The sequence below is a fragment of the Sabulicella flocculans genome, assembly GCF_045449635.1.
GTDB lineage: Bacteria > Pseudomonadota > Alphaproteobacteria > Acetobacterales > Acetobacteraceae > Roseococcus.
In genome coordinates, this window is sequence record NZ_JBJJBR010000022.1 from 1 (window position 1) to 24,321 (window position 24,321).

27 protein-coding genes are annotated in these 24,321 nt (G+C 75.6%); 13 read left to right on the forward strand and 14 right to left on the reverse strand.

Annotation, left to right across the window (positions count from 1 at the left end):
- The coding region (locus ACI6QG_RS16205) for a DNA polymerase Y family protein (RefSeq protein WP_407025625.1) at positions 1 to 1,072 on the forward strand (1,072 nt) is incomplete at its 5' end.
- Complete coding sequence (locus ACI6QG_RS16210; RefSeq protein WP_407025626.1) at positions 1,059 to 4,235, forward strand: error-prone DNA polymerase; 3,177 nt, start codon at positions 1,059 to 1,061, stop codon at positions 4,233 to 4,235. The genes ACI6QG_RS16205 and ACI6QG_RS16210, both read left to right, overlap by 14 nt.
- Positions 4,236 to 4,325: 90 nt before the next feature.
- Here ACI6QG_RS16210 and ACI6QG_RS16215 read toward each other — a convergent pair whose 3' ends face one another.
- Positions 4,326 to 5,489 (reverse strand): deoxyguanosinetriphosphate triphosphohydrolase, encoded by a 1,164-nt coding sequence (locus ACI6QG_RS16215; RefSeq protein WP_407025627.1) that lies wholly within the window; start codon positions 5,487 to 5,489, stop codon positions 4,326 to 4,328.
- A gap of 19 nt (positions 5,490 to 5,508) precedes the next feature.
- Here ACI6QG_RS16215 and ACI6QG_RS16220 point away from each other — a divergent pair, with 19 nt between their 5' ends.
- Together ACI6QG_RS16220 and ACI6QG_RS16225 are read left to right on the forward strand one after the other, a co-directional pair.
- Positions 5,509 to 5,853: a HesB/IscA family protein gene (locus tag ACI6QG_RS16220; protein WP_407025628.1), complete on the forward strand. Its 345-nt coding sequence runs from the start codon at positions 5,509 to 5,511 to the stop codon at positions 5,851 to 5,853.
- Positions 5,854 to 5,855: 2 nt separating this feature from the next.
- Complete coding sequence (locus ACI6QG_RS16225; protein WP_407025629.1) at positions 5,856 to 6,623, forward strand: exodeoxyribonuclease III; 768 nt, start codon at positions 5,856 to 5,858, stop codon at positions 6,621 to 6,623.
- A gap of 90 nt (positions 6,624 to 6,713) precedes the next feature.
- Here the strand turns inward: ACI6QG_RS16225 and ACI6QG_RS16230 are convergent, their stop codons facing one another.
- The 4 genes from ACI6QG_RS16230 to ACI6QG_RS16245 are packed head-to-tail and all read right to left on the reverse strand — an operon-like array spanning position 6,714 to position 10,268.
- Positions 6,714 to 6,857 (reverse strand): hypothetical protein, encoded by a 144-nt coding sequence (locus ACI6QG_RS16230; protein WP_407025630.1) that lies wholly within the window; start codon positions 6,855 to 6,857, stop codon positions 6,714 to 6,716.
- 44 nt (positions 6,858 to 6,901) lie between these two features.
- On the reverse strand, positions 6,902 to 7,801 hold the full coding sequence (gene ltnD / locus ACI6QG_RS16235; protein ID WP_407025631.1) for an L-threonate dehydrogenase: 900 nt from the start codon (positions 7,799 to 7,801) through the stop codon (positions 6,902 to 6,904).
- Positions 7,798 to 9,024: a flavin-dependent oxidoreductase gene (locus ACI6QG_RS16240; protein WP_407025632.1), complete on the reverse strand. Its 1,227-nt coding sequence runs from the start codon at positions 9,022 to 9,024 to the stop codon at positions 7,798 to 7,800. Before ACI6QG_RS16240 ends, ltnD begins: the two co-directional genes overlap by 4 nt.
- Positions 9,021 to 10,268, reverse strand: coding sequence for an amidase (locus ACI6QG_RS16245; RefSeq protein ID WP_407025633.1), 1,248 nt, complete (start codon positions 10,266 to 10,268; stop codon positions 9,021 to 9,023). The genes ACI6QG_RS16240 and ACI6QG_RS16245 overlap by 4 nt, the downstream gene beginning before the upstream one ends.
- A 68-nt stretch (positions 10,269 to 10,336) precedes the next feature.
- On the opposite strand from ACI6QG_RS16245, the gene ACI6QG_RS16250 reads away from it, so the two are divergent.
- The 6 genes from ACI6QG_RS16250 to ACI6QG_RS16275 all read left to right on the forward strand — a co-directional run bounded on the left by ACI6QG_RS16250 (position 10,337) and on the right by ACI6QG_RS16275 (position 14,860).
- A complete protein-coding gene (locus ACI6QG_RS16250; RefSeq protein WP_407025634.1) occupies positions 10,337 to 10,804 on the forward strand; it encodes a hypothetical protein in 468 nt (155 codons plus the stop codon).
- 4 nt (positions 10,805 to 10,808) lie between these two features.
- Complete coding sequence (locus ACI6QG_RS16255; protein ID WP_407025635.1) at positions 10,809 to 11,195, forward strand: hypothetical protein; 387 nt, start codon at positions 10,809 to 10,811, stop codon at positions 11,193 to 11,195.
- A gap of 1 nt (position 11,196) precedes the next feature.
- Positions 11,197 to 12,429 (forward strand): MFS transporter, encoded by a 1,233-nt coding sequence (locus ACI6QG_RS16260; RefSeq protein ID WP_407025683.1) that lies wholly within the window; start codon positions 11,197 to 11,199, stop codon positions 12,427 to 12,429.
- Positions 12,429 to 13,406: a Gfo/Idh/MocA family protein gene (locus ACI6QG_RS16265; RefSeq protein ID WP_407025636.1), complete on the forward strand. Its 978-nt coding sequence runs from the start codon at positions 12,429 to 12,431 to the stop codon at positions 13,404 to 13,406. Before ACI6QG_RS16260 ends, ACI6QG_RS16265 begins: the two co-directional genes overlap by 1 nt.
- Before the next feature lie 44 nt (positions 13,407 to 13,450).
- Entirely contained in the window at positions 13,451 to 13,801 is a 351-nt protein-coding gene (locus ACI6QG_RS16270) for a RidA family protein (protein WP_407025637.1), read from the forward strand.
- A gap of 381 nt (positions 13,802 to 14,182) precedes the next feature.
- A complete protein-coding gene (locus ACI6QG_RS16275) occupies positions 14,183 to 14,860 on the forward strand; it encodes a CHAP domain-containing protein (RefSeq protein WP_407025638.1) in 678 nt (225 codons plus the stop codon).
- Here the strand turns inward: ACI6QG_RS16275 and ACI6QG_RS16280 are convergent.
- From ACI6QG_RS16280 to ACI6QG_RS16310, 7 genes are all read right to left on the reverse strand, one after another.
- Positions 14,839 to 15,624 carry a creatininase family protein gene (locus ACI6QG_RS16280; protein WP_407025639.1) on the reverse strand — a complete coding sequence of 262 codons (786 nt, stop codon included), beginning with the start codon at positions 15,622 to 15,624 and terminating at the stop codon, positions 14,839 to 14,841. The two genes, ACI6QG_RS16275 and ACI6QG_RS16280, sit on opposite strands and share 22 nt — an antisense overlap.
- Complete coding sequence (locus tag ACI6QG_RS16285) at positions 15,617 to 16,792, reverse strand: BaiN/RdsA family NAD(P)/FAD-dependent oxidoreductase (protein WP_491630745.1); 1,176 nt, start codon at positions 16,790 to 16,792, stop codon at positions 15,617 to 15,619. The genes ACI6QG_RS16280 and ACI6QG_RS16285 overlap by 8 nt, the downstream gene beginning before the upstream one ends.
- 18 nt (positions 16,793 to 16,810) lie before the next feature.
- Entirely contained in the window at positions 16,811 to 17,755 is a 945-nt protein-coding gene (locus ACI6QG_RS16290; RefSeq protein WP_407025640.1) for a beta-ketoacyl-ACP synthase III, read from the reverse strand.
- An 8-nt stretch (positions 17,756 to 17,763) separates the two neighbouring features.
- Entirely contained in the window at positions 17,764 to 18,813 is a 1,050-nt protein-coding gene (gene plsX, locus ACI6QG_RS16295; protein WP_407025641.1) for a phosphate acyltransferase PlsX, read from the reverse strand.
- A 37-nt stretch (positions 18,814 to 18,850) separates the two neighbouring features.
- On the reverse strand, positions 18,851 to 19,051 hold the full coding sequence (gene rpmF, locus ACI6QG_RS16300; RefSeq protein WP_407025642.1) for a 50S ribosomal protein L32: 201 nt from the start codon (positions 19,049 to 19,051) through the stop codon (positions 18,851 to 18,853).
- 122 nt (positions 19,052 to 19,173) lie between these two features.
- The gene (locus ACI6QG_RS16305) at positions 19,174 to 19,662 is read right to left on the reverse strand and encodes a YceD family protein (protein ID WP_407025643.1); all 489 of its coding nucleotides are present in this window, start codon (positions 19,660 to 19,662) and stop codon (positions 19,174 to 19,176) included.
- Positions 19,659 to 20,189, reverse strand: coding sequence for a ubiquinol-cytochrome C chaperone family protein (locus ACI6QG_RS16310; protein WP_407025644.1), 531 nt, complete (start codon positions 20,187 to 20,189; stop codon positions 19,659 to 19,661). Before ACI6QG_RS16310 ends, ACI6QG_RS16305 begins: the two co-directional genes overlap by 4 nt.
- A gap of 63 nt (positions 20,190 to 20,252) precedes the next feature.
- On the opposite strand from ACI6QG_RS16310, the gene ACI6QG_RS16315 reads away from it, so the two are divergent.
- Genes ACI6QG_RS16315 through ACI6QG_RS16325 form a run of 3 tightly spaced genes read left to right on the forward strand, consistent with a single transcriptional unit; the run spans position 20,253 to position 22,427 of the window.
- Positions 20,253 to 20,807 (forward strand): outer membrane protein assembly factor BamE, encoded by a 555-nt coding sequence (locus tag ACI6QG_RS16315; RefSeq protein WP_407025645.1) that lies wholly within the window; start codon positions 20,253 to 20,255, stop codon positions 20,805 to 20,807.
- Positions 20,808 to 20,833: 26 nt separating this feature from the next.
- Entirely contained in the window at positions 20,834 to 22,225 is a 1,392-nt protein-coding gene (locus tag ACI6QG_RS16320) for a class II fumarate hydratase (protein WP_407025646.1), read from the forward strand.
- A gap of 1 nt (position 22,226) precedes the next feature.
- On the forward strand, positions 22,227 to 22,427 hold the full coding sequence (locus ACI6QG_RS16325; RefSeq protein ID WP_407025647.1) for a ribbon-helix-helix domain-containing protein: 201 nt from the start codon (positions 22,227 to 22,229) through the stop codon (positions 22,425 to 22,427).
- Here ACI6QG_RS16325 and ACI6QG_RS16330 read toward each other — a convergent pair.
- Both ACI6QG_RS16330 and ACI6QG_RS16335 read right to left on the reverse strand, forming a co-directional pair.
- Positions 22,414 to 23,352, reverse strand: a complete 939-nt coding sequence (locus ACI6QG_RS16330) for a tripartite tricarboxylate transporter substrate binding protein (RefSeq protein ID WP_407025648.1) — start codon at positions 23,350 to 23,352, stop codon at positions 22,414 to 22,416. The genes ACI6QG_RS16325 and ACI6QG_RS16330 overlap by 14 nt on opposite strands.
- On the reverse strand, positions 23,349 to 24,299 hold the full coding sequence (locus ACI6QG_RS16335) for a Bug family tripartite tricarboxylate transporter substrate binding protein (RefSeq protein ID WP_407025649.1): 951 nt from the start codon (positions 24,297 to 24,299) through the stop codon (positions 23,349 to 23,351). The genes ACI6QG_RS16330 and ACI6QG_RS16335 overlap by 4 nt, the downstream gene beginning before the upstream one ends.
- Positions 24,300 to 24,321 lie beyond the last annotated feature (22 nt).

Sequence of the window (24,321 nt, forward strand, 5' to 3'; positions counted from 1 at the left end):
CGCCGCCGTGGCCGGCACCCCCGGCGCGGCGCGGGCGGTGGCGCGCTTCGGGAAGGACGGCGTGGTGCCGCCGGGCGGGGAGGCCGCCGCCCTGGACCCGCTGCCCGCCGCCGCGCTGGGCATCCCGCCCGGCACCGCCCTGGCCCTGCGCGCCCTGGGGGTGGAGACGGTGCGCGACCTCGCGGCCCTGCCGCGCGGCCCGCTGGCGCGCCGCTTCGGGGCCGAGGCGCTGCTGCGGCTGGACCGCGCCCTGGGCCGCCTGCCCGAGCCGGTGCGGCCCTGGACCCCGCCCGCGGCCATCCAGCCCCGCCTGGCCTTCGCCGAGCCCCTGTTCACCGCCGAGGCGCTGGGCACCGCGCTGGACCGGCTGGTCGCCCTGGCCTGCGAGGCGCTGGAGGCGCGCGGCCTGGGCGCGCGCCGGCTGGACCTGCTGGCCGAGCGCGTGGACGGCTCGCTGCAGGCCATCCGCATCGGCACCGCCCGCCCCTCGCGCGGGCGCGACCACCTGGGGGCCATGCTGCGCGCCCGGCTGGAGCAGCTGGAGCCCGGCTGGGGCATCGAGGCCATGCGCCTGCACGTGCAGGCCGAGCCCCTGGCGCCGGAGCAGGGCGGCGCCCTGGCGGCGGAGCCCGACCTCGCCGCCCTGGTGGACCGGCTGGCGGCGCGCTTCGAGGGGGCGCGGGTCTTCGCCGTGCGGCCGGTGGAAAGCCGGGTGCCCGAGCGCGCCGCGCGCCGCGCCCCGCCGCTGGCGGGCAGCGCCGCCTGGCCCATCGGCGCGCCGCGCCCGGTGCGCCTGCTGCACCCGCCCGAGCCCATCGAGGCCATCGCCGCCCTGCCCGACCACCCGCCGGCCGCCTTCACCTGGCGCCGGGTGCGCCGCCGCGTCCACCGCGCCGACGGGCCGGAGCGCATCGCCGGCGAATGGTGGCGGCGCGACGCCGAATGGCGCGCCCTGCGCGACTACTGGGCGGTGGAGGACGAGGCGGGCCGCCGCTACTGGCTGTTCCGCCGCGGCGACGGCGAGGAGGCGGTGACCGGCGACCTGTCGTGGTTCCTGCATGGCGTGTTCTGACGTCGAGCTCCAGGCCATCACCAACTTCTCCTTCCTGCGGGGCGCCAGCCACCCGGGGGAGATGTTCGCCGCCGCGCGCGCCCTGGGCATCGGCGCGCTGGCCATCACCGACTGGAACACGGTGGCCGGGCTGGTGCGGGCCTGGGACGCGGCGCGGCAGACCGGGGTGCGGCTGATCCCCGGCTGCCGGGTGGAGCTGCGCTGCGGCACCGCCCTGCTGCTGTACCCCACCGACCTGCCCGCCTGGTCGCGGCTGACGCGCCTGCTGTCGCTGGCGCGCTCGCGCGGCGGGCACCGCGACTTCGACCTGGGCTGGGAGGACGTGGCGGCGCAGGCCGAAGGCATGGTGGCCGCCCTGCTGCCGGAAACCGCCCGCGACCTGCACGAGGCGCTGGCGCGCGGCCGCGACAGCTTCCGCGACCGCGCCCACCTGGTGCTGACCGCGCGCCGCCAGCCCGGCAACGCCGCGCGCCTGCACGCCCTGGCCGCCGCCGCCCGCGCCGCGCGCGTGGCGACGCTGGCCACCGGCGACGTGCTGCACCACGTGCCGGGGCGCCGCATCCTGCAGGACGTGCTGACCTGCATCCGCGAGGGCTGCACGGTGGACGCCGCGGGCCTTCGCCTGCACCGCGAGGCCGACCGCCACCTGCGCGCGCCCGCCGAGGCCGCCCGCCTGCTGCGCCGCCATCCGGAGGCGGTGGCGCGCGCGGCGGAGGTGGCGCGGATGTGCCGCTTCGACCTGGGCGAGCTGCGCTACCAGTACCCCGACGAGACGGAACGGCCGGGCGAGACGGCGCAACAGGCCCTGGAGCGCCTGACCTGGGCCGGGGCGAGGCTGCGCTACCCCCACGGCGTGCCCGAGGACGTGGCGGCGCAGCTGCGGCACGAACTCGCGCTGATCGCCTCGCTGGACTACGCGCCTTATTTCCTCACGGTGAACACCATCGTGCGCCGGGCGCGCGACATGGGCATCCTGTGCCAGGGGCGCGGCTCGGCGGCCAATTCCGCCGTCTGCTACGTGCTGGGCATCACCTCGATCGACCCCGTGCGCTCCGGCCTGCTGTTCGAGCGCTTCGTTTCCGCCGAGCGGCGCGAGCCGCCGGACATCGACGTGGATTTCGAGCACGAGCGGCGCGAGGAGGTGATCCAGTGGGTGTACTCCCATTACGGGCGCGAGCGCGCGGCGCTGTGCGCCACCGTCATGCGCTACCGGCCCCGCGGCGCGGTGCGCGACGTCGGCAAGGCGCTGGGCCTGCCGGAGGACGTGACCGGCGCGCTGGCCGCCCAGGTCTGGGGCTGGGGCGGCGAGGATGTGGGCGAGGAGCACGTGGCGGCGCTGAACCTCAACGCCGAAGACCGCCGCCTGCGCCTGACGCTGGAACTGGCGAAGGAGCTGGTCGGCTTTCCCCGCCAGCTCGGCACCCACCCCGGCGGCTTCGTGCTCGCGAAGCACCGGCTGGACGCCCTGGTGCCGCTGCGCCCGGCGGCGATGGCCGGCCGCCAGGTGATCGAATGGGACAAGGACGACGCCGACACGCTGGGCTTCATGAAGGTGGACGTGCTGGGGCTGGGGATGCTGGGCTGCCTGCGCCGCGCCTTCGACCTGCTGGCCGCGCACAAGGGCCTGAAGCTGGACCTCGCCTCCATCCCGGCCGAGGACCCCCTCACCTACGCCATGATCCAGCAGGCCGACACGGTCGGCACCTTCCAGGTGGAAAGCCGGGCGCAGATGGCCATGCTGCCGCGCCACAAGCCGCGCACCTTCTACGACCTGGTGATCCAGGTGGCGGTGGTGCGCCCCGGCCCCATCCAGGGCGACATGGTCCACCCCTACCTGCGCCGCCGCGAGGGGCTGGAGCCCGTCACCTTCCCCACGCCGGAGCTGGAGCGCGTGCTGGGCAAGACGCTGGGCGTGCCGCTGTTCCAGGAGCAGGCGATGCAGGTCGCCATCGCCTGCGCCGGCTTCACCCCGGGCGAGGCCGACCAGCTGCGCCGCGCCATGGCCACCTTCAAGCTGACCGGCGGCGTCAGCGTCTTCAAGGACAAGCTGGTGGGCGGCATGGTGGCCCGCGGCTACGCGCGCGACTTCGCGGAGAAGACCTTCAGCCAGATCGAGGGCTTCGGCTCCTACGGCTTCCCCGAAAGCCACGCCGCAAGCTTCGCGCTGATCGCCTACGCCTCGTGCTGGGTGAAGCGCCACCACCCGGACGCCTTCCTGTGCGCCCTGCTGAACTCCCAGCCCATGGGCTTCTACGCCCCCGCGCAATTGGTGCGCGACGCGAAGGAGCACGGGGTGGAGGTCCGGCCGCCATGCGTGAACGCCAGCGGATGGGACTGCACGATGGAAGGCGCCGCCGTGCGGCTGGGCCTGCGCCTGGCCAAGGGGCTGGGGGCGGCGGATGGGCAGGCCGTGGCGATGGCGCGCGGCGTCTTTCCCTATCGCTCCGTCGAGGAGGTGCAGCGGCGGAGCGGCATCGGCGACCAGGCCCTGGAGGCGCTGGCCGCGGCGGATGCCTTCGCCGCCCTGGGCCTGGGGCGCCGGGACGCGCTGTGGACGGTGCGCGGCATGCGGGCCGCGCTGCCCCTGTTCGCGGCGGCCGACCGCAGTTGGAACCATCCCCAGCCCGAGGCCACGGAACCCGCCGCGGCGCTGCCGCCGCTGCCCGAGGGCGGCGAGGTGGTGGCCGACTACCGCAGCCTGGGCCTGTCCCTGCGCAGGCACCCGCTGGCCTTCCTGCGCACCGACCTGGCGGCGATGGGCGCCATCCCCTGCGCCGACCTCCCGCGCACCCGCGACGGGCGGCGCGTCACCGCCGCGGGGCTGGTGCTGGTGCGCCAGAAGCCCGGCAGCGCCAAGGGCGTGATGTTCCTGACGATGGAGGACGAGACGGGCATCGCCAACGTCATCGTCTGGCCGAAGCTGTTCGAGCGGCAGCGCCCGCTGATCCTGTCGGCCGGCATGGTCGCGGTGCGCGGGCGGGTGCAGTCCGAGAACGGCGTCACCCACCTCATCGCCGAGCACCTGAGCGACCTGACGCCGCTGCTGGACGCCGTCGGCGGGCTGGGCGCCTTCACCCTGCCGCACGGCCGCGGCGACGAGGCGCGGACCGGATCGGGGCCGGACGTGCGCACGCTGCGGGTGCCGACGCGCGACTTCCGGTGAGCCCGGCGCGCAAGCCTTCCCCCGCCCGCCGCCGCGCGGCGGCCACCGGCGCGCATCGCCCGCCGGCGCGCGCATCCCCGGGGCATCGCCTCACCCGCCCACGTGCGGGTCGGTCAGGCGCCGGTACTCCTCCAGCGCGAAGCGGTCGGTCATGCCGGCCAGGTAGTCGCACACCACCCGCGCGGCGTGCGGGGTGCCGGCCTCGCCCGCCTCCTGCCGCCAGCGGTCCGGCAGCATCTGCGGCGCGCCGTGCAGCAGCTGGAACAGCACCTGCAGGGCGCGCTTGCTCTTGCCCATGGAGCGGTTGACGCGGAAGTGGCGGTACATGCGCTCGCGCAGGAAGGCGCGCGTCTCCTCGTTCAGCGCGGCCATGCGCGGGCTGAACGCCACCACCGGGGCGGCGGCGGCGCGGATGGACGCGGCATCGGCCGGCGCCAGGGCGGCGATGCGCGCCCGCGCCTCGGCCGCCACGTCGGCGATCATGGCGGCGATGACGCGGCGCACCACCTCCGGCGCCGCGCGGTCCTCGGGCAGGCCGGGGTTGGCGCGGCGGGCGCGCTCCAGCGCCTCGCCGCACAGGGGCAGCGCGGCGGCCTCCTCCAGCGTGAAGAAGCCGGCGCGCAGCCCGTCCTCCAGGTCGTGGTTGTTGTAGGCGATGTCGTCGGCCAGGGCGGCCACCTGGGCCTCGGCGCTGGCGTGGCTGCCCAGTTCCAGCCCGTGCCGGGCGTCGTACTCGGCGATCCAGCCCTGGGGGCGGCGCACGGGGCCGTTGTGCTTGGCCAGGCCCTCCAGCGTCTCCCAGCTCAGGTTCAGCCCGTCGAAGCCGGCGTAGCGGCGCTCAAGCGCGGTCACCTGCTTCAGGCTCTGGGCGTTGTGGTCGAAGCCGCCATGCGGGCGCATGCAGGCGTTCAGCGCCTCCTCCCCCGCATGGCCGAAGGGGGGGTGGCCCAGGTCGTGCGCCAGGGCCAGCGCCTCGGCCAGGTCCTCGTCCAGCCGCAGCATCCGCGCCAGCGAGCGCGCGATCTGCGCCACCTCGATGGAATGGGTCAGGCGGGTGCGGAAGTGGTCGCCCTCGTGGAACACGAAGACCTGCGTCTTGTACTGCAGGCGGCGGAAGGCGCGGGAATGGATGATGCGGTCGCGGTCGCGCTGCCAGGGGGTGCGCGCGGGGTCCTCGGCCTCGGGGTGCAGGCGGCCGCGGCTGGCCTGCACCGCCCAGGGGGCTTTGGCGGCCGTGTGGAAATCCTGGTCCATCGCCCCTAGATTGGCAGGCATGGACGCCGCCGCCATCCCCGCCTTCGCCGTCACGCCCCGCGCGGCGGAGGAGATCGCCGCCATCGCCGCCCGCCAGGGCCGCGCGCCGCTGCTGCGCCTGTCCGTCTCGGCCGGCGGCTGCTCGGGCCTGCAATACGGCTTCGACCTGGCCGAGGCGCCGGAGGCCGACGACCTGGTGGTGGCGCAGGGACCGGCCAGGGTGCTGGTGGACAGCGTCTCGCTGGATTTCCTCGGCGGGGCGGTGCTGGACTGGCACGACAGCCTGATGGGCGCGCACTTCAAGGTGGTGAACCCGCAGGCGGTCAGCGGCTGCGGCTGCGGCACCAGCTTCGCCGTGGCCTGACCTTGCGCCTCGCCAGCTTCAACGTGAACTCCGCGCGCCGCCGCGCGCCGCACCTGCTGCGCTTCCTGGAGCGCCACGCGCCCGACGCCGTGGTGCTGCAGGAGTTGAAATGCCGCACGGAGGAGTTCCCCCGCCTGGAGTTCGAGGCCGCGGGCTGGAAGCTGCACGTCGTCGGCCAGCCGGGCGGGCGCAACGGCGTCGCCCTGCTGTCCCGCCACCCCTTCGAGGTGATCGCCGAGTCGCTGCCGGGCGAGGCGGAGGACGACCACGCCCGCTTCCTGGCCGCGCGGCTCGCCGGCCTCACCCTGGCCGGCATCTACCTGCCCAACGGCAACAGCGGCGGCGAGGCCGGGCTGCACTACAAGTGGCGCTGGATGGAGCGGCTGCGCGAATGGGCCGCCGCCCGGCTGGACCATTTCGAGCCGCTGGCCATCCTGGGCGACTTCAACGTCTGCCCCACCGCCGCCGACCTGGCGCCCGGCGCCCTGGGGCCGGCCGACGCGCTGGTGCACCCCGGCAGCCGCGCCCGCTTCCGCGCGCTGGAGCACCTGGGGCTGACCGACGCGCTGCGCGCCCTGCACCCGCAGGACGCCCCCTTCACCTACTGGGACTACGGCGCCGCCTTCGAGCAGAACCGCGGCCTGCGCATCGACCACGCCCTGCTTTCGGCCGAGCTGGCCGAGCGCCTGGTGGCCGGCACGGTGGACACGCTGGCCCGCAGCGAGGACACCCCCTCGGACCACGCGCCGGTGATGGTGGACCTCACCTGACGGACCAGCCGCCGGCCGAGGCTGGTAAGGCCCGCCATCCGCCGGTGCCCGGAAGGAACGCCGCGGTGGCCGGACCCTTCCGAAACGACGTCAGGCCAGCAGCCCGGCGCAAAGCAGGCCCAGCGTCAGCCCCATCCCCGCCGCCAGCGGCAGCCCCTGCCAGGAGGCCAGCCTGGGGGATGCCTGGAGCGTGATCCGCAGCGGCTTCGGCGGGATGCGCAGGTCGTCGTCCATGAGGCGATCTAATCGTGAACGAAGACTGAACGCAAGGGGTTTGTTCACCCATCGTTCGCGGCGATTTCCCCTGGCAAGGCGAAGCCGGCGAAGCGCTGCCACACGCGGATCACGAAGGCGTCGTCGCGTCCGCCATGGCCCAGCCCGCGCTGCGCCACGAACAGCTGCAAGGCCTGCGCGGCCAGCGGCACCGGCAGGCTGGCCTCGCGCGCCATCGCCTCCACCAGCCCGAGGTCCTTCACGAAAATGTCCCCGGCTGAGAGCGGGGTGTCGTCGCCAGCCAGGATGTGCGGCACGCGGTTGGCGAACATCCAGGAATTGCCCGCCGCGCTGGTGACGACGTCGTGGACCATCTGCGGCGCCAGCCCGGCGCGGATGCCCAGCGCCATCGCCTCGGCGGCGGCGGCGATGTGCACCCCGGCCAGCAGCTGGTGCACCACCTTCATCGCCGCGCCCTGCCCCGGCGCCGCACCCACGCGCCACACCTTGCCGGCCACCGCCTCCAGCAGCGGCTTCGCGGCGGCGAAGGCGGCGTCGCTGCCGCTGGCCATCACCGTCATCCGCCCCTCGCGCGCCGCCACCGCGCCGCCGGAAACCGGCGCGTCGAGGTAGAGGAGGCCCTGCGCCGCGGCCTCGGCCGCCAGCGCCTTCGCCTCGGCCGGCGCCATGGTGGCGCTGACCACCAGCACGCCGCCGGGCGCCATCCGCGGCGCCGCGCCCTCCGCGCCGAACAGGGCGGTGCGGGCCTGGGCCGCGTTCACCGTCAGCACCAGCACGGCGTCCTGCCCGGCCTCCAGGTCCGCCCCGCGCGCCACCGCGCGGTTGCCGAAGGCGAGGCGCGCGCGCTCGCTGGGGTCGACGCCCGTCACCTCCAGCCCCGCCCGCAACGCGCTGGCGGCCGCGCCGCCGCCCATGCTGCCCAGGCCGATGACGGCGCACCTCACGCCGGCACGCTCCAGGATTCGCGGGCGTTCAGGGCGGCGGGGTCGAAGCCGGCCAGCTTCTTGTAGTTGGCCGCCACCCCCTCCAGCTCCTCGCGCGAGATCACGGATTCCAGGTCGGTGAAGCCGCCGGGGGCGCGGCGGTGCACCTCCTCCAGCACCAGGTCGGGGCCCAGCTCGCGGTTCGCCAGGCACAGCTGCGCCGTGGGCGGGCGGCGGGCGGCCTCGTAGGCGGCCAGCCCGTCCTCCACCCGCGGGTGGCGCGCCAGCTCGCGCGCCAGCAGCCGGGCGTCCAGCACCGCCTGCGAGGCGCCGTTGGAGCCGATGGGGTACATCGGGTGCGCGGCGTCCCCCAGCAGGGTCACCCGGCCCTCGGTCCAGCGGGGCAGCGGGTCGCGGTCCACCATGGGGTATTCCAGCACCTTGTCGCCGCGGCGGATCAGGCCGGGCACGTCCAGCCAGCCCCAGTCCCAGGATTCGTAGTGCGGCAGGAACTTCCCGCGGTCGGCCTCGCGGTTCCAGTCCTCCCGCGCGAAGCCGGCGGAGGTGTCCACCTTCATCTCGGCGATCCAGTTGGTCAGCACCGTGCCGTCCGGCAGGTGGCGGATCGGGTAGCAGACGAACTTCTGGTCGTGGTGGCCGGCCTGCACCATGGTCCGCCCGCCGAGGAAGGGCGCGGCCACGGTGGTGCCGCGCCACAGGATGGCGCCCTGCCAGGACGGCGCGCCCTCGCCGGGGGCGAAGTGGCGGCGGATGGCGGAATGGATGCCGTCCGCGCCCACCAGCGCCGTGCCGCGCAGCGCGCCGCCCTCGGCCTGCACGATCACCCCCTCGGCGTCCTGCGCGAAGCCGGTGACGCGGCGGCCGCACTCCACCGGGATGCCGCGCTCGCGCGCCACCTCCAGCAGCATCATCTGCAGCAGGCCGCGATGGACGGAATACTGCGGCCAGCGGTAGCCCGCCGCCATGCCGCGCGGCTCGGCCCAGATCAACTGCCCATGCGCCGAGACGTAGCGCAGCTCCGCCGTCGCCACGCCGATGCCGGCCAGGCGCTCGGCCAGGCCGAGTTCCGTCAGCTCGCGCACCGCGTGGGGCAGCAGGTTGATGCCCACGCCCAGCGGGCGGATCTCGTCCACCCCCTCCAGCACCCGGCAGGGGATGCCCGCCGCCTGCAGCGACAGCGCCGCCGCCAGCCCCCCGATGCCGCCACCCGCGATGATGATCATGCCACAGCCGCCTCCACCCAGGCCGCCCAGGCCAGGCAGGCGGCGTCGCGCCGCGCGACCACCTGCAGCCCCAGGGGCAATCCCTTCGGTCCGCGCCCTGCCGGCACCACGGCGCAGGGCCAGTGCAGCGCGGTCCACAGCTTGTTGAACACCGGGTCGCCCGTCCAGCCCAGCCCTTCCGGCGCCTCGCCCGGCGCGGCGGGGGTGAGGATGGCGTCGAAGCCCTCCAGCACCGCGCCCAGCGCGGCCCGGGCGGCGGCGAAGGCATGGCGCCCCTGCTCCAGCGCCGCCGGGGGCCGGGCCAGCGCGGCGTCCAGGCTTTCCCGCAGCACGGGGCTGAGCTGGGCGCGGGCGTGGTCCCATTCCCAGGCCAGGGCGTCGGCGGCCTCGCGGTTCATCACGTGGGGCTGGGCGTCGAAGGCGGCGCGGCAGCCGGCCGGCAGGGCCAGCGCCTCCACCGTGCCGCCGGCGCGGCGGCAGGCCTCGGCGGCGCGCTGCATCAAGGCCGCCGTCTCCGGCGCCATGGCGGCGTCGTCCGGCCCGGTCACCAGCGCCAGCCGCGGCGCGCGGCCGGGCCGGCGCGAGGGCGGGGCGTCGTCCCAGCCGGCCAGGGCGCGCATCGCCAGGGCGATGTCGTCCAGCGAGCGCGCCAGCAGGCCGATGGTGTCCAGCGATTCGCTCATCACCTTCATGCCCGCCCGGTGCAGCGTGCCGAAGGAGGGCTTGAACCCGTGCACCCCGCAATAGGCGGCCGGGCGGATGATGGAGCCCGCCGTCTGCGTGGCGAAGGCCAGGTGGAAGAACCCCGCCGCCACGCCGGCCGCCGACCCGGAGGAGGAGCCGCCGGGCGTGTGCAGCGGGTTCCACGGGTTGGCCGTCGGCCCCGGGTGGCGGGTGGCGAACTCGGTGGTCACCGTCTTGCCGGCCACCGCCAGCCCGGCGCGCCGGGCCAGCGCCACGCAGGCGGCGTCCGCCCGCGGCCGGTGCCCGGCCCAGATGGGCGAGCCGTACTGCGAGGGCATGTCCGCCGTGTCCAGCACGTCCTTCACGCCCAGGTGCAGCCCGGCCAGCGGGCCGTCGCGCCCCGGCGCGGGCGGCCCCTCGCGCCAGGCGAAGGCGCGGACCTCGCCCTCGCGCGCGCGCACCTGGGCGTCCAGCGCCTCGGCCACCTCCGCGGCGCGCAGGGTGCCGGCGGCGAGGCGCGCCAGGGTTTCGGTGGCGGTCAACAGGTGCAGCCCGGTCATCGGCGCAGCCTAACCATGCGGCATCGGCGCTGGGAACCAGGGGCCGGCGGGGCCATCTGCCCCGGCGGATGATCGAAGCCCAGCCCCTGCCGGGCGGCGCCCTGCGGCACGCCCTGCCGGTGGCCCTGCCCGCCCTGCCCCCCGTCCCGCCCCAGGCGCTGGAGGCGGCGTGGGAAGCCGCGCGCGAGGCGGCGGACCGCGGCCTGTGGGGCCCGCCGCGCTGGCTGGAGCCGCGCGGCGGCGCCCCCCTGGCGCTGACCGACCCCGACGCCGCCTGCTGGACGGAGGCGATGGCCCGCCACGTCGGGCTCGACACCCTGGCCGGCTGGGCGGTGACGCTGCGCCTGCTGGCGCTGGTGGAGGCGATGGGCCGCCTGCCCTGGCTGCGCGGCCTGTTCACCCTGGGCCCGGCGGGAGCCGAGTTCCACCCCGCCCTGCTGGCCGCCGCCGGCCAGGCGCCGCTGGACGCCGAGGGGCGGTTCGCGGAGGCCGCGCTCCGTGGCATGCTGGGCGGGAGATTGCCCTCCCGAGGATGACCCCGTGCGCCTGCTCCTGCTTCCGCTTCTCGCCCTCGCCGCCTGCGCGCCCCGCACGGAGCCCCTGATCCAGCCGCGCCCCGGCGCGCCGGACACCAACCCCGCCGTGGTGGCCGCCTGCCGCGAGCAGGTGACGGACATCCTCCGCCGCCAGGACCGCTCCCAGCTCATCCGCGAGGACGAGCGCGACGCCCGGCTGGGCGCCGAGGCCACGCCCTTCACCCAGCGCGCCCCGCAGGACCGCATGGGCCGCGCCTTCTCGCAGCAGCGCATGATCGACGACTGCGTGCGCGACAACACCCGCAGCCGGATGCAGGGCGCCCAGCCCGCCGCCGCGGCCGCCCCGGCCGTGGAGACGGTGCCCGCCGCCCCCACCCGCCGGGGCCGCTGAGCTGGCCGTCCAGGGGGCGCTGGCCCGCGCGCTGTCGCACCGCGACGCGCGCGTGTTCTTCGGCGCCTCGCTCACCGCCTGGACCGGGCTGTGGATGCACCGCATCGCGGTGGCCTGGCTGGCCTGGGAGCTGACGGGCAGCGCCTTCTGGGTCGGCATGGTCGCCTTCTGCGACCTGGCGCCGGCCGTGGTGTTCTCGCCCATCGCCGGCGCGGTGGCCGACCGGGTGGACCGCGTGCGCCTGACCATGTGGGGCCAGGCCGCCATCGCCGCCCAGGCCGCCGCCATCGCCGCCCTGACGGCGGCGGGCTGGATCTCCATCGGCCCGCTGCTGGCGCTGGAGGTGCTGGGCGGCATCGCCGCCTCCTTCGTGCAGCCGGCGCGGCAGGCGCTGATGCCCGGGCTGGTGCCGCGCGCCGACCTGCCGGCGGCGGTGGCGTGCAACTCGCTCACCTTCAACGTGGCGCGCTTCCTGGGCCCAGGGCTGGCCGGGCCGCTGATCGCCGGCTTCGGCGTGGTGCCGGCCATCGCCGCCAACGCCCTGGCCTACGTGCTGGCCTGCGCCACCATGCCGCTGCTGCGCCCGGCCGAGGAGCACCGCCGCGGCCACGCGCCCGAGGCCTCCCTGCTGTCCGAGACCTGGGACGGCATCCGCTACGCCGCGCGCCACCCGGGCATCGGCCCGCTGTTCCTGTTCGCCGGCGTCACCGCCGTGCTGCTGCGCGGCGTGCAGGAGATCCTGCCGCCCTACGTGGAGCGCCTGTTCGGCCAGGGCGCGCCCGGGCTGGCGGTGCTGACGGCGGCCATCGGCGCCGGGGCGCTGTGCGGCGGGCTGTGGGTGGCCTCGCGCGGGCGGCTGGCCGGCGTCACCGCGCTGGCGGTGGCGGGGGTGGCGGCGCAGGCGGTGGCCATCGGCGGCTTCGTCGCCACCGGCTGGTTCCCCTTCGCCGTGCTCTGCGCCGCGGTGTTCGGCGCCTGCGCCTCCATCCACGGCATCTCGGTGCAGACGCTGGCGCAGTCGGCGGCGCTGACCAGGATGCGCGGGCGCACCCTGTCGCTGTGGGGCCTCATCACCCGCGCCTGCCCGGCGCTGGGCGCGCTGGTGCTGGGCATGGCGGGCGAGGCCTGGGGCATGCGCCTGCCCACCTTGCTGGCGGTGGCCCTGGCCCTCATGGTCGCCGCCGTCGCCGCCCTGCGACTCCGGCGATGGGCGGCGCACCTGGAGGGGAACTGATGCTGGGCTGCGCGATCGTCGGGATGGGCGCCTGGGGGCGGAAGCTGGTGGACAGCGTGCAGGGCCGCAACGGCGCCGGCCTGCGCTTCGTGGCCGGCGCCACCCGCTCGCCGGACAAGGCGCGGGAATGGGCGGCCCGGCAGGGCATCGAGGTGCTGCCCGACCTGGACGCCGCGCTGGCCGACCCGCGCGTGCAGGCGGTGGCGCTGGCCACGCCGCACGCCCAGCACGCGGGGCAGGTCATCGCCGCCGCCCGCGCCGGCAAGCATGTGTTCGTGGAGAAGCCCTTCACCCTGAGCCGGGCGGACGCCGAGGCCGCGGTGGATGCCTGCCGCCGGGCCGGGGTGGTGCTGGCCCTGGGCCACAACCGCCGCTTCCTGCCCGCCGTGGCCGAGATGAAGCGCCTGCTGGACACCGGCGCGCTGGGCACGCTGCTGCACGTGGAAGGCCAGTTCAGCGGCCCCGGCGGCTTCGCCTACAAGCCCGGCTTCTGGCGCGCCGACCGCGCCGAATCGCCCCTGGGCGGCATGGGCGGCATGGGCATCCACATGGTGGACATGATCATCCACTTGGCCGGGCGCTTCCGCGACGTGCGGGTGGTCAGCCAGGCCGCCGTGCTGGAAGGCACCATCGACGACACCACGGCCATGCTGGCCACGCTGGAATCCGGCCCCACCGTGGGCTTCGCCACCCTGGCCGCCGCCCCGCGCTTCTGGCGGGTGGCGCTGTTCGGCTCCGGGGGCTGGGCGGCGCTGCACGGGCACGAGCACCTGACGGTGGCCACCCTGGAGGGCGAGCCCGCCACCCGCGCCTTCGAGCCGGTGGACATCGAGCGCGCCGAGCTGGAGGCCTTCGCCGCCGCGGTGGCCGGCGGCCCGGCCTATCCCCTGCCGGTGGAAGAGGCCATCCACGGTGTCGCCGTGTTCGAGGCGATGATCTGGGCCGCGTCCTCGCGCAGCGTCTGCCGCGTCCGCTGAATTTCCGCTATCCCGACCCCGCAACCCGCACGGAGGCCCCGTTCATGGGCAAGATCACCCGCTTCAACGAGAACCCGATCCTTTCGGGCGCCGTCGAGTACCACAACTTCGTCTTCACCGCCGGCATGACCGCCGACGACCTCAGCCAGGACGTCACCGGCCAGACGCGCCAGGTCATCGCCAAGCTGGACGAGGCGCTGGAGCATTTCGGCACGGACAAGACGCGCCTGATGCAGGCGCAGATCTGGCTGAAGGACATCCGCGACCGCGACGCCATGAACAAGGTGTGGGTGGAATGGCTGGGCGAGCACGGCCGCCCGGCGCGCGCCTGCGTGCAGGCCAACATGGCCGACCCCCGCCACCTGGTGGAGATCATGGTCACCGCCTGCCGCTAACCATCCGTAAGTAAAGTTACGCAGAATCAGGCGCTTCGGCTTCCCGGCCGGGCGCCTTTTTCGTGATTCGCATGCACCCCTGACATTCCCGACTTGTCACTATCGCATGTGACATTCCTGCCGCAACACTGTGGCATCGGCTGCGTGTGAGGCAGATCACAGGATGATCTTCCTGATACAGAGCCTCCCATGAGGGTCGCCTCGTCGAATCACGCCATATTGCGGCTTGTGTCGGTTTCCCGCATTGCCCGGCTCCAACCCTCTGGGCTTACTCCGGGCACGCCAGTCGGGGGGGGCCCTCCTGGCGCGAGTTTCCAGGAGGGATACCGGATGCGGCTTCCGGCTGCGCTGATGACCATGTGCCTTGGCTTTGCCACCCTAATGCCCGCGCCGCAGGCGCAGGCGGCGCGGAGCGACAGCCGGCAGGACGCGCGCAGCGCCTCCGTCCGCTCCAACGCCGCGATGCGGCCCGGGTTGCGTCCCGCCGTGCAGCGTTCCTTCGCCGGCGGCATCTCCTGCGTGCCCTATGCGCGCTCCATCACCGGCATGGCGATCTCGGGCAACGGGCGGGACTGGTGGCACAACGCCGCCGGCCGCTACGCCCGCGGCCAGCGGCCGGAGACCGGCTCCATCCTGTCCTTCCCCGGCTCGGGTGGCATGGCGTCCGGCCACGTCGCCGTGGTGTCGCGCATCGTGCACGCCCGCATGATCGAGATCGACCACGCCAACTGGGGCGGGCCCGGCATCCGCCGGGGCACGGTGATGCGCGGCATCAACGTGATCGACGTCTCCGACGACAATTCCTGGACGCGGGTGCGCGTGCAGGTGGGCTGGGATGGCAGCACCTACGGGCGCGAGTACCCGACGCACGGCTTCATCCACAACCGCCCCGCCACCGCCTACGCCGCGGTGGAGGACATGGTGCGTCCCGTCTCCTACACCACGCGCCGCGACGCCGCCCGGCCGCAGCAGGCGCGCAACACCCGCCCCGCCACCGCCGCCCGCCAGGCCCAGCCGGCGCGGCGGATGCAGGTGGCTCAGGCCTCCGCGCGCCGCTGATCCCACAGGGCAGGGTTCGCCAGCACCCCCGCCATCGCCTCCGCCACCGCCGCCAGCAGCGCCGCGCCCTTCTCCGGGCCGGCGAGGCGGGCATCGCCGATCACGCCGCTCGCCGTCGCTTCCCGGAAGCTGCGGCGCATCAGCAGCCCGGGCGGGTGGCCGGGGCCGCGCGTGCTCATCGGCCCATGCGCCTCCGCCAGCCGTTCCGGCCGCACGCCCTGCGGCGCCAGGTGCCAGACCAGGCTGGTCTCGGCCTCGCAGGCGTGCATCAGCGTGTCCTGCCGCTCCAGCAGCGGCGCGATGGCCTCCGGCACCATCTGCCAGTAGGTGCAGCCGGCGACGTGCAGGCCCAGTTCCACCGCCAATTCGGTGGCGGCGGTGCCGATGGCCTCGCTGTTGCCGCCATGCCCGTTCAGCAGCAGCACCCGCCGGAAGCCGCCCCGCGCCGCCGAGGCGACGATGCCGCGCAGCAGGGCCAGGAACACGCCGCTGTCCAGCGTGACGGTGCCGCCGAAGGCCATGTGGTGCTCGGCCAGCCCGGTCCAGACCGTGGGCAGCACCAGTGCCGGGCAGCCGCGCCCCTCCAGCCGCCGCGCCACCTCCAGCGCCACCGCCCCGGCCAGGGCGATGTCCGTGCCGGTCATCAGGTGCGGCCCGTGCTGCTCCAGGGAGGCGACGGGCAGGATCAGCAGCGCGTCGGCGGCGGCGGCCTGCCGCACCTCGGCGGCGGTGCGCTCGGCCCAGAGCAGGGGAAGGTCAGCCATCCCCGGAGGGTGCGGCCAGCCGGCGCGCCGCCGCAAGCCCCGCGGCGCGGCCGGTCGCCAGGCAGGCGGTGAGCAGCCAGCCGCCGGTCGGCGCCTCCCAGTCCAGCATCTCGCCGGCGGCGAAGGTGCCGGGGCGGGCGCGTAGCATCAGCGCCGCGTCCACCTCCGCCCAGTGCAGCCCGCCGGCGGAGGAGATGGCGCGCTCCAGCCCCATCACCCCCTCCACCCGCAGCGGCAGCGCCTTCAGCAAGGCCGGGAGGTCGTCGCGCGGCGCCGCGGCCTCGCGCACCAGGGCGGCGGCGACCGGCGGCAGTCCGGCGCGGCGCAGCCGGTTGGCCAGCGACAGCCCGGCCCCGCCCAGCCGGCGCGCCAGCGCCGCGCGGTCCAGGTCCGGCCGCAGGTCCAGCGTGACGGTCAGCGGCGCGGCGTCGCGCAGGCGGGCGGAGGCGGCGTAGACCAGCCCGCCCTCCAGCCCGGCGGCGGTCACCATCGCTTCGCCCATCGCGTCGAAGCCCGGGGCGCGCAGGCGCACCCGCTTCAGCGGCGTGCCGGCGAAGCGGGTGCGGAAGGGCTCGCTCCAGGCCACGCGCACGCCCATGTTGGCCGGCCGGAACGGCGCGGTGCCGCCCACCCAGCCCGCCCAGGCGCCGTCCGAGCCCAGCCGCGGCCAGGAGGCGCCGCCGCAGGCCAGCACGGTGGCGCGCGGCGCCAGCAGCCTCTCGCCCGCCGGGGTGGCGAAGCGCAGAGCCGCGCCCTCCCAGCCCAGCCAGCGGTGGCGCGGGCGCAGTTCCACCCCCAGCCCGGCCAGCCGCGCCAGCCAGGCGCGCAGCAGCGGCGAGGCCTTCATGGCGCGCGGGAAGACCCGGCCAGAGGAGCCGGTGAAGCTTTCCTGCCCCAGCCCCTCGCACCAAGCGCGCACCTCCTCCGGGCCGAAGGCTTCCAGGAAGGGGCGCAGGGGCGCGGCGGCGGCGCCGTAGGCGTCCAGGAAGCGCGGCATCGGGGTGGCGTGGGTCAGGTTCAGCCCGCCGCGCCCGGCCATGAGGAACTTGCGCGCCGGCGAGGGCATGGCGTCGCACACCACCACGCGCCACCCGGCCCCGGCCAGCGCTTCCGCCGCCATCAGCCCGGCCGGCCCGGCCCCGACCACCAGCGCCTCCAGATGCTCCAAGCGCCCCTCCCGGGCCCCTCAGAACCGCAGCAGCGCCGCGCCCCAGGTCAGCCCGCCGCCGATGGCCTCCAGCAGCACCAGGTCGCCGGGCTGGATGCGGCCGTCGTTCACCGCCTCGGCCAGGGCCAGCGGGATGGAGGCGGCGGAGGTGTTGGCGTGGCGGTCCACCGTCACCACCACGCGCTCCGCCGGCAGGCCCAGCTTGCGGCCCATCGCCTCGATGATGCGGATGTTGGCCTGGTGCGGCACCAGCCACTGCACGTCGCCGCGCCCCAGGCCGTTGGCGGCCAACGCCTCCTCCACCACGGCGGCCAGCTTGGTGACGGCGTGCTTGAACACCTCGCGCCCGGCCATGCGCAGCGGGCCGGTGGTGCCCTCCACGTGCAGGATGCCGGCGTGGCGGCCATCGGCGTGCAGGTGGGTGGACAGGACGCCGCGCTCGCCTTCCTCGGCGCGCAGCACCACCGCCCCCGCGCCGTCGCCGAACAGCACGCAGGAAGCGCGGTCGGTCCAGTCGAGGATGCGCGAGTACACCTCGGTGCCGATCACCAGCACGGTGCGGGCGTTGCCGCCGCGCAGCAGCGCGTCGGCGATGGACAGGGCGTAGACGAATCCGGTGCAGGCGGCCGAGACGTCGAAGCCGAAGCCGCGCGCCATGCCGAGTTCCGCCTGGATGCGCACGGCGGTGGCCGGGAAGGCGCTGTCGGGCGTGGCGGTGGCGACGATCACGGCGTCCACCTCAGCGGCCTCCAGCCCGGCGCGGGCCAGCGCCTCGCGCGCCGCGGCGGCGCCCAGGCTGGTGGCGGTGTCGCCCGGCCCGGCCAGGTGGCGGCGGGTGATGCCCGAGCGCTCGCGGATCCACTCGTCGGTGGTGTCGAGGCCGAAGCGCGCGGCCAGCTCGTCGTTGGAGAGCGCCTGCGCCGGCAGGGCGGCGCCGCAGCCGAGGATGCGGGATCGCAGCATGGGCGCGTTCAGTCCGTGGCCACGCGCGCCTCGGCCAGGCGGGCCAGGCCGTCGCGGATGGTGTGGGTGAAGCCGTGGGTGACCATGTCCATCGCCACGTCCACGGCATGGGCGAAGCCGGTGGCGTCCGTCCCGCCGTGCGACTTCACGACGACGCCGTTCAGCCCCAGCAGGATGGCGCCGTTGTAGCGGCGCGGGTCCATCCACTCGCGCAGGCGGTCCAGCGCCGGGCGGGCCAGCAGGTAGCCGGCGCGGGCGGGGATGCTGCTGGTGAACACCTGGCGCAGCAGGTCGCGCATCAGCTTCAGCGCGCCCTCGCCGGTCTTGAGCGCGACGTTGCCGGTGAAGCCGTCGGTCACCACCACGTCCACCGTGCCGGCGGCGATGTCGTGCCCCTCGACGAAGCCGTGGAAGGCCAGGCCGGGCTGCAGCTTCAGCACCTCGGCGGCCTCCTTCACCCGGTCGTCGCCCTTCAGCTCCTCCGAGCCGACGTTGAGCAGGCCCAGGGTGGGGGCGGGCAGGCCGAGCACGGCGCGGGCGAAGGCGTCGCCCATGATGGCGAACTCCACCAGGTTGCGCGCGTCGCACGCCACGTTCGCGCCCAGGTCCAGCATCACCACGTCGCCGCGCGCCGAGGGGGTGATGGCGGCCAGCGCCGGGCGGGAGATCTCCGGCATGGTCTTGATGACGATCTTGGCCAGCGCCATCAGCGCCCCGGTGTTGCCGGCCGAGACGACGGCCGAGGCCTCGCCCTGCGCGACGGCGTCGATGGCCATGCGCATGGAGGAGTTGCGCAGCCGCAGCGCCTGGGTGGGCTTCATGTCGCCGGGGATGGCGTCGGGCGCGTGGCGCAGGGTGCACAGGCGCGCGGCCGCCGGCCGGGCGTCCAGCAGCGGCCGCAGCCGCGCCTCGTCGCCCACCAGCAGGATGGAGGCGCCCGGGTGCCGCTCGGCGGCCAGGGCCAGCCCGTCCAGCACCGATTCCGGCGCGCGGTCGCCGCCCATGGCGTCCACCGCCAGGGAGAACCGGTGCCGGTTGGCTTCGGCAGGGGCCGTCATGTCCAAGGCGCGCAGACCCCCCGCCGACCCATCGCCGTCAGAGGCGGACGACGCCCTTCACCGCATCGGCCGCGACGACCTCCTTGCCGTCGTAGTGGCCGCAGGAAGCGCAGACGTGGTGCGGGCGCTTCAGCTCGCCGCAGTTGGAGCACTCCATGCCCGTCACCTTCTCCAGCGCGTGGTGCGAGCGGCGCATGCCGATGCGGGAGGGGGAGGACTTCTTCTTGGGGACGGCCATGGTCGGCTGCCTTTCAACTCGTTCGGTTCGGGCGGGCGGAAGCCCAAGCGGATTCCACCGCAGGCGCGCGCCCCCGGCAGGGAGCGGGGCGGATAGCACCCCCGCGCGGGCGCGGCAACCGGCTACTCGCGCTTGAGCCTTGCCAGCGCCGCGAAGGGGCCATGCGCGCCGCCCGCATGCTCGGGCGGGATCTCGGCGCCCGGCGCGCGCGGATAGGGGTCCAGCGCGAGGGAAAGCTGCTGCACCAGCTCCTCGCCCAGGTCCACCACGCCGGCCTCGTCGCTGGGGATGTCGTCCGGGTCGTCGTCGCCGTCGCTCGGCTCCTCGCCGGGGGGCAGCAGGCGCCAGGCGATCTCCTCCGCCACCTCGGCCGGCAGGGGGGCCAGGGTGACGACGCATTCCTGCGTCACCCGGGCGCGCAGGGTGCCGCGCGCCTCCACCCGCCCGCCGCGGCCGGGCGACAGCGCCACCTCGGCCGACAGGGCGGCGACGGCGGGCAGGCCCAGCCGGGCGGCGATGGCCGGCAGCGCGGCCTCCGGCGCCGCCAGCCGCAGGCGCTGCCCGCCGGCGGGGATGTTGGCCAGCACCACGGGGTGGGTCCATTCGGTCATGCGAAGCGCGCCTCCCCGGCCTTGAACTGCTCCAGCCCCTGGCCCGCCAGGGCCTGGGCGGCGGCCAGGGCGCGGGCGGCCAGCGCCTCGGCCCCGCCTGGCGGCGGCGCGCCCCCAGCCCAGACGTTGCGCGCCAGCGCCCCGGCCAGGGCGGCGGCGTCGCCCGCCTCCAGCGCCGCGCCATAGGCCTCGGCGCGGCCGTGGAAGCCTTCCCACAGGTTGCGCACCTTCTTGCCCACGGACAGGTCGCCGATGCCCATCTCGCGCAGGTTCAGGTCCATGTCGCTGAACATGGCGTCGAAGGCGGCCTGGGCCAGCGCGTCGCCCTCCGCCGTGCGCTCGGCGCGCAGGCGGCGGATCAGCAGGGCGGCGTGCAGGCACACCATCTCGAACCGGCCGGCCGGGGTGTCGGGCACGCCCCACTCGGCGAAGGGCGCGGGCTCCCGTGCCGCGGCCACGGCCCGGCCATAGAGGAGGAAGCCGGTCCGTTCGAAGGGCTTGCGGCGGAACAGTGAGGCGAGGCCCATGGAGACCCTGGCGTCGGGCCGCGCGATTGACCGCCCGGCCGGTGTGTCGTTAGGAACGCGCAGATGGCCCGCGCACCCCACCTCGTCAACATCCTCGCCTGCCTGTCCGCCGGGGCCGCGCTCGCCGGATGCGCCTACCTGCCGCCCCTGCCCGAGCGGCCGCGCGACGTCTTCACCACCCCCGTCATCCCGCGCGGCCACGCCGTGCCGGAGGAGACGCTGGCGCAGATCACCCCCAACGTCTCCACGCGGCAGGACGTGCAGGCGCTGCTCGGCTCGCCCTCCCATTCCGGGACGTTCAGCGACGATTCCTGGTACTACATCAGCAGCCGCACCCAGCAGCGCCCGGCCCGCACGCTGGCGGTGCGCGACCAGCAGGTGGTGGTGGTGGACTTCGCCCCCTCCGGCACCGTCGCCGCGGTGCGCCGCATCGGCCAGGCCGAGATGCCGCGGGTGGACTTCGTGAGCCGCGAGACGCCGACCCCGGGCAACGAGCGCACCCTGCTGCAGGCGCTGTTCGGCAACATCGGCCGCTTCGGCGCCAGCCCTGGCGGCACCGGCGCCGCCGGCAGCCCGGGCGGCGGGCCCGGCCTCGCCGCCGGCTCGGTCGCCCGATAGGCCGCGCGCTGCGTTAGGGTGGGGCCATGACCACCCGCACAGAAACCGACAGCCTCGGCACCATCGAGGTCCCGGCGGAGCGCCTCTGGGGCCCGCAGACGGAGCGCGCGCGGCGCCTCTTCGCCATCGGCGCCGAGCGCTTCCCGCCCCTGCTGCTGCGCGCCCTGGGCCAGCAGAAATGGGCCGCCGCCGAGGCGAATTGCCGCCTGGGCGAGTTGCCGCAGCACCTGGCCGACCCCATCCGCCAGGCGGCGGAGGAGATCATCCGCGGCGAGCGCGACGCCGACTTCCCCCTGCCGGTGTGGCAGACCGGCTCCGGCACCCAGACCAACATGAACGCCAACGAGGTCATCGCCAACCGCGCCAACCAGATCCTCGGCCACCCGCTGGGCTCGCGGAACCCGGTGCACCCGAACGACCACGTCAACCGCGGCCAGTCCTCCAACGACAGCTTCCCCACCGTGATGCACCTGGCGGCCGCCCAGGCGGTGGCGCACCGCCTGAAGCCGGCGCTGGACGTGCTGGGGGCCGCCCTGGCCGCCCGGGCCGAGCAGTGGGCCGGCGTGGTGAAGCTGGGCCGCACCCACCTGATGGACGCGGTGCCGGTGACGCTGGGCGGCGAGTTCGCCACCTGGGCGCGGCAGGTGCGCCTGGGCCAGGACCGGCTGGACGCCGCCATGCCGCGGCTGCTGCGCCTGCCGCAGGGCGGCACCGCCGCCGGCACCGGCCTGAACCGCCACCCCGACTTCGACCGCGTGTTCTGCGAGGTGGCGGCCCAGCGCACCGGCCTGCCCTTCGCGCCCAACGAGGACAAGGCCGAGGGCATGGCCAGCCACGACGCCCTGCTGGAGCTGCACGGCGCGCTGAACGTGCTGGCCACCAGCCTGATGAAGGTGGCCAACGACATCCGCCTGCTGGGCTCCGGCCCGCGCGCCGGCCTGTCCGAGCTGGTGATCCCGGAGGACGGGCTGTCCAGCAGCATCATGCCCGGCAAGACCAACCCGACGCAGAGCGAGGCGCTGGCCATGGCCTGCGCCCAGGTGATGGGCAACCACACCACCGTCACCGTGGCCAACAGCCACGGCCACCTGCAGCTGAACACCTTCAAGCCGGTCATCATCCAGGCCGTGCTGCAATCGGCGCTGCTGCTGGCCGACGCCGCGGAGTCCTTCGCCCGCCACATGGTGGACAAGCTGGAGCCCAACCTGGGCCGCATCGCCGACAACCTGGCGAAGTCGCTGATGCTGGCCACGGCGCTGAACCCCCACCTGGGCTACGACAAGGCGGTGGCGGTGGCCAAGAAGGCCCTGCACGAGGACCTGACGCTGCGCGTCGCCGCCATCACCCTGGGCGTGTGCACCGGCGAGGAGTTCGACCGCTGGGTGCGCCCCGACCAGATGCTCGGCCCCGCGGGCTGAGGTGCTGAGGAAGCGCTCCCTCAGCCTGCAGGGCCACGCCACCTCCATCGCGCTGGAGCCCGAGTTCTGGGCGGTGCTGGAGGCGGAGGCGGCGCGGCGCGGCGTCTCGCTCGCCGCGCTGGTGGCCGAGCAGGACGAGGCGCGCGGCGAGCGCCCGCTGGCCTCGCGCCTGCGGGTGTTCGCCCTGTCTATTCCAAGGTGACGCGGCGCAGCACCGCCGCCTTCTCCGCCACCTCGCGCTCCAGCCGCCGCGCGAAGCCGGCGCGGTCGTCCCAGAAGCGCTCCGGCTGCAGGGAGCGGCGCGCCGCCTGCCGGTAGGCCTCGTCGCCCAGGGCTTCCAGGCAGGCGGCCTCCAGGCGGCGGATGCGCTCCTCCGGCGTGCCGCGCGGCGCCATCAGCCCGCCGAAGGAGGCGGGGGCCACGTCGAAGCCCTGCTCCATCGCCGTCGGCACCTCCGGGAAGCCCGGGTTGCGCTGCCCGTCGAACACGCCCAGCACCCGCAGGTCGGTGCGCCCGCCCAGGGAGGCCAGCACCACCGCGCCCACCTCCAGCCGCCCGGCCAGCACCTCCGTCATCACCGGGCCGTCGCCGCGATAGGGCACGTGGGTCATCTCGGCGCCGGCCGCCGCCAGCCACTCCACCATGGCGAGGTGCGGGACGGAGGCGGTGCCGAGCGAGCCGTAGTTGATCCGCCCCGGCGCCGCCTGCGCCGCCCGTTGCAGGTCGCGCAGGTCGCGCAGGGGGCTGTCGGGCCGCACCACCACCGCCTGCGCGTTGGAGAAGGCCTGGCACACCGGCACCAGCCCATCGGCCCGCAGCCCGCTTTCCGGCCGCGTCACCGGCAGCACGGACAGCACGACCGCCGGCACGAAGGCCAGGGTGTAGCCATCCGCCGGCGCGCGCATCACGGACAGCGTGCCCACCGCCCCGGCGGCGCCGTCGCGGTTCACCACCACCACCGGCTGCCCCAGCCGCGCCTGCAAGCCGCCGGCCAGCGCCCGCAGCATGGTGTCGGTGGCGCCGCCGGGCTGGTAGGGCAGCACGACCGTCACCGGCCGGTCCGGCCAGGATTGCGCGGCAGCGACGGCGGGCAGCGCCAGGCCGGCCAGCAGGGCGCGCCGCCTCATTGCGGGCGCAGCCCCAGCTCGGCGAGGAAGTCCCGCGCCGCCTCGTGCTCGCGCCGCAGCCGCGCGCCGAAATCCTCCGCGCCCAGGAAGGGGATCACCTGCCCCGTGCTTTCCGCCACCTGCACGTGGCCCGGCCAGCGCACCGCCTCGGCGCAGGCGGCTTCCAGCCGGCGCACCAGCGCGGCGGGCGTGCCGCGCGGCACCATGATGCCGCCGAAGCCGCGCCAGCTCACGTCGAAGCCCTGCTCCTTGAAGGTGGGGCCGTCGGGGATGAGCGGCTGGCGCGCATCCGCCGCCACCCCCAGCACGCGCACGTCCTGCCCGCGCGCCGTCGCCCAGGTGGTGAGCGAGACGCTGAGCGCGCCGGTCACCGTGTCCAGCATCTGCTGCGGCGAGTTGCGGTAGGGCACGTGGGTCATGCGGATGCCCTCCTGCCTCTCCAGCGCCTTCATGATGAGGAAGCCCACCGTGCCCACCCCGGCGTCGCCCCAGTTCAGCGCCTCCGGCCGGGCGCGCGCCGCCTCCACCACGTCGCGCAGGGTGCGCAGCGGGGAGTTCGCGGCGGCGAGCATCACGAAGATGTTCTCGAAGGTCTGGCACACCGGGTCCAGCGCGCCGAACTCGTAGGGCAGCCCGGCCTGCAGGAAGGGCCGCACCGTCAGCATGCCGGAGGGGCCGAAGAACAGCGTCGCGCCGTCCGGCCGCGCGCTGGCCACCGCCTGGGCGCCGACGCTGCCGCCCCCGCCGTCGCGGTTCAGCACCACCACGCTGGTGCCGCCGCCCAGCGCCTGGCGCAGCCCATCGGCGAAGGGGCGCGCCATGATGTCCACGACGCTGCCGGCCGAGAAGGGCACGACCAGGCTGATCGTGCGCGGCATCTCCTGCGCGATCGCCAGCGACGGCGTCGCGAGCAGCGCGCCGAGCGCGGCGCGGCGGGTGATGGTCATGGCCTGGTTCCTCCCCTTGATA

What these genes read in the sequence shown, in the direction of transcription:
- ACI6QG_RS16210 (WP_407025626.1), top strand. Translation starts at nt 1,059, where the DNA reads ATGGCGTGTTCTGACGTCGAGCTCCAGGCCATCACCAACTTCTCCTTC.
- ACI6QG_RS16215 (WP_407025627.1), bottom strand. Translation starts at nt 5,489, where the DNA reads ATGGACCAGGATTTCCACACGGCCGCCAAAGCCCCCTGGGCGGTGCAG.
- ACI6QG_RS16220 (WP_407025628.1), top strand. Translation starts at nt 5,509, where the DNA reads ATGGACGCCGCCGCCATCCCCGCCTTCGCCGTCACGCCCCGCGCGGCG.
- ACI6QG_RS16230 (WP_407025630.1), bottom strand. Translation starts at nt 6,857, where the DNA reads ATGGACGACGACCTGCGCATCCCGCCGAAGCCGCTGCGGATCACGCTC.
- ACI6QG_RS16240 (WP_407025632.1), bottom strand. Translation starts at nt 9,024, where the DNA reads ATGATCATCATCGCGGGTGGCGGCATCGGGGGGCTGGCGGCGGCGCTG.
- ACI6QG_RS16245 (WP_407025633.1), bottom strand. Translation starts at nt 10,268, where the DNA reads ATGACCGGGCTGCACCTGTTGACCGCCACCGAAACCCTGGCGCGCCTC.
- ACI6QG_RS16250 (WP_407025634.1), top strand. Translation starts at nt 10,337, where the DNA reads ATGATCGAAGCCCAGCCCCTGCCGGGCGGCGCCCTGCGGCACGCCCTG.
- ACI6QG_RS16265 (WP_407025636.1), top strand. Translation starts at nt 12,429, where the DNA reads ATGCTGGGCTGCGCGATCGTCGGGATGGGCGCCTGGGGGCGGAAGCTG.
- ACI6QG_RS16270 (WP_407025637.1), top strand. Translation starts at nt 13,451, where the DNA reads ATGGGCAAGATCACCCGCTTCAACGAGAACCCGATCCTTTCGGGCGCC.
- ACI6QG_RS16275 (WP_407025638.1), top strand. Translation starts at nt 14,183, where the DNA reads ATGCCCGCGCCGCAGGCGCAGGCGGCGCGGAGCGACAGCCGGCAGGAC.
- ACI6QG_RS16280 (WP_407025639.1), bottom strand. Translation starts at nt 15,624, where the DNA reads ATGGCTGACCTTCCCCTGCTCTGGGCCGAGCGCACCGCCGCCGAGGTG.
- ACI6QG_RS16290 (WP_407025640.1), bottom strand. Translation starts at nt 17,755, where the DNA reads ATGCTGCGATCCCGCATCCTCGGCTGCGGCGCCGCCCTGCCGGCGCAG.
- plsX (WP_407025641.1), bottom strand. Translation starts at nt 18,813, where the DNA reads ATGACGGCCCCTGCCGAAGCCAACCGGCACCGGTTCTCCCTGGCGGTG.
- rpmF (WP_407025642.1), bottom strand. Translation starts at nt 19,051, where the DNA reads ATGGCCGTCCCCAAGAAGAAGTCCTCCCCCTCCCGCATCGGCATGCGC.
- ACI6QG_RS16305 (WP_407025643.1), bottom strand. Translation starts at nt 19,662, where the DNA reads ATGACCGAATGGACCCACCCCGTGGTGCTGGCCAACATCCCCGCCGGC.
- ACI6QG_RS16310 (WP_407025644.1), bottom strand. Translation starts at nt 20,189, where the DNA reads ATGGGCCTCGCCTCACTGTTCCGCCGCAAGCCCTTCGAACGGACCGGC.
- ACI6QG_RS16315 (WP_407025645.1), top strand. Translation starts at nt 20,253, where the DNA reads ATGGCCCGCGCACCCCACCTCGTCAACATCCTCGCCTGCCTGTCCGCC.
- ACI6QG_RS16320 (WP_407025646.1), top strand. Translation starts at nt 20,834, where the DNA reads ATGACCACCCGCACAGAAACCGACAGCCTCGGCACCATCGAGGTCCCG.
- ACI6QG_RS16330 (WP_407025648.1), bottom strand. Translation starts at nt 23,352, where the DNA reads ATGAGGCGGCGCGCCCTGCTGGCCGGCCTGGCGCTGCCCGCCGTCGCT.
- ACI6QG_RS16335 (WP_407025649.1), bottom strand. Translation starts at nt 24,299, where the DNA reads ATGACCATCACCCGCCGCGCCGCGCTCGGCGCGCTGCTCGCGACGCCG.